The following is a 5,872-nucleotide window of genomic DNA, read 5'->3' on the forward strand; positions in this document are numbered from 1 at the left end:
TTCCGATCTCGTTCCGCGGCGACGAGTTGGGCCCCGGCAAGGACGTCACCGGGCCCGCCGAGCTGCGCCGGTACGTCGCCGCGAACGCGACCACCCTGTGGCACCCGGCCGGCACCTGCCGGATGGGCACGGGCGCGGACGCCGTCACCGATCCCGAGCTGCGCGTGCACGGCATCGCGGGGCTGCGGATCGCGGACGCGTCGGTGATGCCGTCGATCACCGCGGGCAACACGCACGCGCCCAGCGTCATGATCGGCGAGCGTGCGGCGGCGTTCGTCCGCGAAGACTCCGTTCCGTCCCTGTCCGACGTCCACCCGAGCGAGGGGATGCAGCATGTCCGACCTTGACCAGTCCCAGCAGGCGAACCTCACGCTGTACCGGCGTTTCCTCGACGCGTTCAACGCCGGCGACCAGGCGGAGATGCCCCGGGTCATCGCCGCCGACTTCACCGACCACCACCCCGGGTTCGACATCACCGGCCTCGACTCCTATCTGGAGGCGCTGCGCGGGGCGTACAACACCCTTGATCTGAAGGGCGAGTTGGAGGAGCTGTCGGCGCTCGGTGAGGACCGGGTCCTGACCCGCGTCAAGCTGACCGGCACGCACCTGGGCGAGTTGCTCGGCTTCCCGGCCACGGGCCGCAAGGTCGAGTGGTCCACCACCGAGATCTGGCGGGTCAAGGACGGCCTGTTCGTGGAGCGGTGGGCGCAGGACGACATGCTCGGGCTGCGCGAGCAGATCTCCTCGGACGCGTCGAACCTGGCCGTCGTCCAGCAGGTCAGCGACGCCGTCAACCATCGCCGCCTGGACGACCTCGACGACCTGTTCGGGCCGACGTTCCACGACAACAACCCGGCGTGGAGCTGCGAGAGCCTGGAGGAGCTGAAGGGGATCATCCAGGGCGCGTACGACGGGCTCGACTTCTCCGTGCACCTCGACGCGCTCTACCCGGCCTCGCCGGACAAGGTGATCATGCACATCACCTTCCACGGCAAGCACATCGCCCCGTTCTTCGGCCAGGAGCCGACCGGCAAGGAGGTCTCCTGGACCAGCCTTGAGGTCTACCGGCTGGAGGACGGCAAGGTCGTCGAGCGCTGGGTGCAGGCCGACACCGCGGGCCTGATGCGCCAGGTCGGCGTCCCCCTCCCCTGATCGTTCCCGTATCCCAGACAGCCACAGGAAAGGACGGGCGCATGGACACCCGAGAAGTGGTCGACACGTACTACCGGCTGGCCAACGCGGGCGAGTGGGACGCCTGGTGCGACCTGTTCGCGGCCGACCAGACCATGGACGAGCAGCTGGCCGGACATGTCGAGGGCCGCGAGACCCTCCGGGAGATGATGAAGGGCTTCCCGGAGATGTACGCCTCCTTCGCCAACGTGCCCCGGCACGTGGTCGTGGACGGCGAGCAGGCCGCGGTGGTCTCCGACATCACCGGCCGCACCCACGACGGCATCACCGTCGAGGCCGCGGTGTGCAACTACTTCCACGTCACCGGCGGCCTCATCAGCTACTTCGCGAACTTCCACGACAGTGTGCCGTTCGCCCCGGTCACCGGGAAGTGAGGGCGATGACGACCGCTCCGGCCGGCCTGCGCTGGTCGCACGTCGGCCTCAACTGCCGTGACCAGAAGGCCACGGAGGATTTCTACACCCGGCACTTCGGGTTCGCCCGGGCCCGGGTGGTGGAGGCCGACGGGGTCCGCGTGGTGTTCCTGCGCAACGGCCCCGTCTATCTGGAGCTGTTCGCGACCGACGCGGACGCCCTGTTCACCACGGCGAAGGACGGCCCGGCCAACCCCGGCACGGCACGCCATCTCGCGTTCCAGGTCGACGACGTGGACGCGTTCCTCGCCGCCGCCGACGGCGAACTGGAGCCGCTGCTCGGCCCGTTGACCTTCGACGAGTTCATCCCCGGCTGGAAGACGGTGTGGGTGTCCGACCCGGACGGCATCGTGCTGGAGATCAGCCAGGGCTACACCGATCAGACCACCGACGAACTGGCCACGTACGCCTGACAGGAGAGTCGACCACCATGAGGCCCGTCCCCGACCAGACCATCCTCCTCACCGGCGCCACCGACGGCATGGGCCGTGAGCTGGCCCGTGAACTCGCCGCGCAGGGGGCGTCGTTGATCCTGCACGGCCGCAGCGCGACCAAGGGCGCGGAGCTGCTGGCCGAACTGCGCGCGTCCACCGGCAACGAGCGGCTGAGCTACGAGCTGGCGGACTTCTCCTCGCTGGAGGACATCCGCAAGCTGGCCGACCGGATCCTCTCCACGCACGACCGGCTCGACGCGCTGGTGAACAACGCCGGCATCGGGGTCGAGCTGGTGCGCCACGAGAGCCAGGACGGTCTGGAACTCACCTTCCAGGTCGACTACTTGGCGGCGTACATGCTCAGCTGCCGGCTCGCGCCGCTGCTGGTGCGCTCGGCCCCGGCCCGCATCGTGAACGTCAGCTCCGCGGGCCAGGCGCCGATCGACTTCCGTGACGTGATGCTGGAGCGGCACTGGGACGGGGTGCAGGCCTACTGCCAGGCGAAGCTGGCCCAGATCAGCCTGACCCTCGACCTGGCGGAGCGGCTGCGCGACACCGGGGTGACGGCCAACGCCCTGCACCCGGCGTCGTACATGCCGACGAAGATGGTGGTGAACCTGTTCACCCCGCAGAGCACGGTCGCGGAGGGTGTGCACAGCACCCTGCGCCTGATCACCGACCCTGCCCTCGACGACGTCACGGGCACCTACTTCAACCGCACCCAGCGGGCCCGGGCGGGCGCCCAGGCCTACGACGCGAAGGCCCGCGCCCAACTGCGGGCGCTGAGCGAGTCGTTGACCGGGGTGAGCTTCCCGGCCGACCTGAGCGGCTGAGCAGCCGACCGCAACGCCGAGCCCCCGCCTCGTGCACGCGAGGCGGGGGCTTCGTGGTGTGCCGGTGCTAGCTCGCGGTGACGGACAGCTTGTGGCGGAACACGTTGCCCGGATCCCAAGTGGCCTTCACCCGCTGCAACTTCGCGAGGTTGCCCTTGAAGTACAAGGTCTGCCAGGGCACGCCGGAGGTGTTCCAGGCCGGGTCGGTGAGATCGGTGTCGGGGTAGTTGATGTACGAGCCGTCGTTGGTGTCGTTCGGCACCGGCACCCCGCCCGTGTCCGCATACAGGTCGCGGTACAGCGCGCGCATCCAGGCCACGTGCCGGTCGTCCTGCGTCGGATCGGGCCAGTACGTCGTGAAGTTGGCCTTGAGGACCGAGTCCCGCTGCGCCAGCGCGGTGGCGGTGGGCGACACGGTGTTGACCTTGCCGCCGTAGGAGTAGAGCAGGATGCCGGCGTGCCCGTCGTAGGCGGCGTCGGAGAGGTGGCCGTAGAGCGTCTTGGCCTGCGCGGCGGACCAACCCTGCCGCAGATAGGCGCCCTTGGACTTCGTGCGGTTGTAAAGGCCCGTGTCGTACGGGTCTTTGAGGGTGGTCTTCAGCCAGGGCCAGGAGGAGCGGGCGTCGGTGTACGGCACCCCGATCCCGCCCGTGACCGCGGCGACGTAGGCGTCGAGGAGCGCCGAGGCGTCCGAACGGGTGCCGTCTATCTGGGTGTTGAGGACCAGGCTGCCCTGGATCCGGTTGTAGAGGATCAGGACGCTGTGCAGGCTGTCGTAGGAGGAGCCGGCGACGCTGTTTCCGGCGTGCCAGGTGCCGTGGTTGGCGATCAGCGTGGTGAAGGCGGCCTCCGTCAGGTCGCTCCACTTGATGGCGACGGTCGACTTGAGGAGTGTCTTCGGCGGTCTGGGCAGGAGGGTCGAGGGGTCGGTGCCGGTGGCGTCGGGGGCGCGGAACCAGTAGCGGGTGACGATGCCGAAGGTGCCTCCGCCACCGCCCGTGTGGGCCCACCACAGGTCGCGGTGCGGGTCGTCGGCCTCGCGGGTGGCGACCACGGCACGGGCGGTGCCCAAGGCGTCGACCACGACGACCTCGACGGCATAGAGGTGGTCGACGACGGCGCCGTACTGGCGGCACATCGCGCCGTAGCCGCCGCCGGTGACATGACCGCCGACGCCGACGGTCGGGCAGGTGCCGCCGGGCAGGGAGACGCCCCACTCCAGGTACAGGGTGCGGTAGACGTGGCCGAGGGTGGCGCCGCCCTCGACCAGGAAGGCGCGGCGGACGGGGTCGTAGCGGACCGCGTCCATCTCGGACATGTCGACGAGTGTCCGTACGTCCGGGTCGTCGACCAGTCCGTCGAGGCAGTGCCCGCCCCCGCGCACGCCGATGCGTCGGCCCGCGTCGACCGCCTCCTGGACGACAGACACCACCTGGGCGGTGGTGTGGACGAGGCGTATCGAGTCGGGGGCGGCGGTGAATCTCGCGTTGTAGCCGCGGGAGGTGAGGTCGAGATAGCGGGCGTCCGATGCTCCTACGGTGACCGCGGCGGGGGCGGTGGCGTCGGCGGCCAGGGCGCGGGTGGGGACCACGGCCGCCCCGATGCCTACGGCGGTCGCGGTGCCGAGGAGGCCACGCCGGGTGAGGCCGGCGGACGAGCGCCGGTCGGGCTGTTGTCGTGTCACTGCTGTCTCCTTCGTCTTCTGGTGGCTGGACGAAAAACTGCCGCCCAGGAGGCCAGGAGCCTTCTGGGCGGCAGGAGTTGAGGTGGGCCGGCGTCAGACGACGTCGTGTCCGCTGACCGTGGTCTCCGGGATCTCGTCGCGGACGTCCCAGTGCTCGACGATCAGTCCGTTGTCGAGCCGGAAGATCTCCACGACCACCGAGCCCCGGTCCGTCGAGGTGGCGCGGAAGTGGGTGTGAACGAAGACCAGGTCGCCCGAGGCCGCCGCGCGCTTGACCTCGAACCGTGCGTCGGGGAGCTGCTTGCGGAAGCCCTCGATGAACTCGACCAGCGGCCCCCGTCCGTCGGGCAGGTTCGGGTTGTGCTGGATGAGGTCCGCGGCCAGGTATTTGTCGGCCAGGTCGGTCTGCCCCTGGTTCCAGACGGTCTCCAGGTATTCGCGCACGAAGTGCACCTGGTGACTGCTCATGAGTTCTCCTTGGCTGACTGGTCTAACTGATGTGAACAGGTGTGGCGGGCTGCTCGGCGGACGCCGCCGAGGCCTGCCGGACGGACAGCACATGGGCCAGCGCGGCGAGGACGAGGACGCCCAGGGCCGCGGCCGGGATGGGGCCCGCGCCCACGCCCGGCAGCAGGGAGCTGCCGATGAAGCTGCCGAGGCTCATCCCGAGGTAGAGCGCGGCGGCGTTCAGGGCGAGGATCAACCCCGGTTGCAGGGGCACGAGTTCGACCAGCCGGGCCTGTTGCGGGGCCTGGTACAGCTGGCTGAAGAAGGCCCAGAACGCGAAGAAGACGAGCCCGGCGTGGGAGTGCGGGGCGACGAGCAACAGGGCGAAGCCCGCCGCGAGTCCGATGACGGCGAGGCCCACGGCGCGGTCGCCGCCCAGCCGTTCGGCGATCCTCGGCGCGGAGGCGTTGCCCGCGACGCCGATGACGCCGAAGGCGAGCAGGGTCACGGAGATCAGCCCGGAGGACGCGTCGAAGCGGTCCTTGAGGTAGGCGCCCGCGATGCCGTAGACGGTGAACTGGGCGGCCATGAAGAGGAGGGTCGTCGAGACCGTGGCCACGGTGGCGGGGGTGTGCAGCGCGCCCCGGTAGGCCTGCACGGTGGGCGGTTCGCCGGCCGGGATCTCGGGGACGAACACGAACACCGTGACGAAGGCGATCGCGGAGAGCGCGGCCACGCCGAGCAGCGCCGGACGCCAGCCGAGGCTGCCGCCCAGGAACGATGCCAGCGGCACACCGAGCACGGCGGCGGCCGTCATGCCGCCGAAGACGGTGGCCAGCGCCCGCTGCCGGCGCTCCGTCGGGACGATGA

The 5,872-nt window shown here is 70.1% G+C and carries 8 protein-coding genes; 5 read left to right on the plus strand and 3 right to left on the minus strand.

Features of this window, described 5'->3' with window-relative positions; all coding sequences use genetic code 11:
- From R6V09_RS43895 to R6V09_RS43915, 5 genes are all read left to right on the plus strand, one after another.
- On the plus strand, window positions 1-347 hold a 347-nt coding region (locus tag R6V09_RS43895), incomplete at its 5' end, for a GMC oxidoreductase (RefSeq protein WP_317887078.1).
- Entirely contained in the window at window positions 334-1,152 is an 819-nt protein-coding gene (locus R6V09_RS43900) for an ester cyclase (protein WP_317887079.1), read from the plus strand. The genes R6V09_RS43895 and R6V09_RS43900, both read left to right, overlap by 14 nt.
- A gap of 41 nt (window positions 1,153-1,193) precedes the next feature.
- Entirely contained in the window at window positions 1,194-1,565 is a 372-nt protein-coding gene (locus tag R6V09_RS43905; protein ID WP_317887080.1) for a nuclear transport factor 2 family protein, read from the plus strand.
- A 5-nt stretch (window positions 1,566-1,570) separates the two neighbouring features.
- Window positions 1,571-2,017, plus strand: a complete 447-nt coding sequence (locus tag R6V09_RS43910) for a VOC family protein (RefSeq protein WP_317887081.1) — start codon at window positions 1,571-1,573, stop codon at window positions 2,015-2,017.
- Window positions 2,018-2,034: 17 nt separating this feature from the next.
- Window positions 2,035-2,871 (plus strand): SDR family NAD(P)-dependent oxidoreductase, encoded by an 837-nt coding sequence (locus tag R6V09_RS43915; protein ID WP_317887082.1) that lies wholly within the window; start codon window positions 2,035-2,037, stop codon window positions 2,869-2,871.
- 67 nt (window positions 2,872-2,938) lie between these two features.
- Here R6V09_RS43915 and R6V09_RS43920 read toward each other — a convergent pair whose 3' ends face one another.
- The 3 genes from R6V09_RS43920 to R6V09_RS43930 form a co-directional block, all read right to left on the minus strand.
- Window positions 2,939-4,555: an FAD-dependent oxidoreductase gene (locus R6V09_RS43920; RefSeq protein ID WP_317887083.1), complete on the minus strand. Its 1,617-nt coding sequence runs from the start codon at window positions 4,553-4,555 to the stop codon at window positions 2,939-2,941.
- A 93-nt stretch (window positions 4,556-4,648) separates the two neighbouring features.
- Window positions 4,649-5,023 (minus strand): nuclear transport factor 2 family protein, encoded by a 375-nt coding sequence (locus R6V09_RS43925; RefSeq protein ID WP_317887084.1) that lies wholly within the window; start codon window positions 5,021-5,023, stop codon window positions 4,649-4,651.
- A gap of 22 nt (window positions 5,024-5,045) precedes the next feature.
- A partial coding sequence (locus R6V09_RS43930) for an MFS transporter (RefSeq protein WP_317887085.1) occupies window positions 5,046-5,872 on the minus strand: 827 nt, incomplete at its 5' end.

Origin of the sequence: Streptomyces sp. W16 (assembly GCF_033194735.1) — a bacterium.
GTDB lineage: Bacteria > Actinomycetota > Actinomycetes > Streptomycetales > Streptomycetaceae > Streptomyces.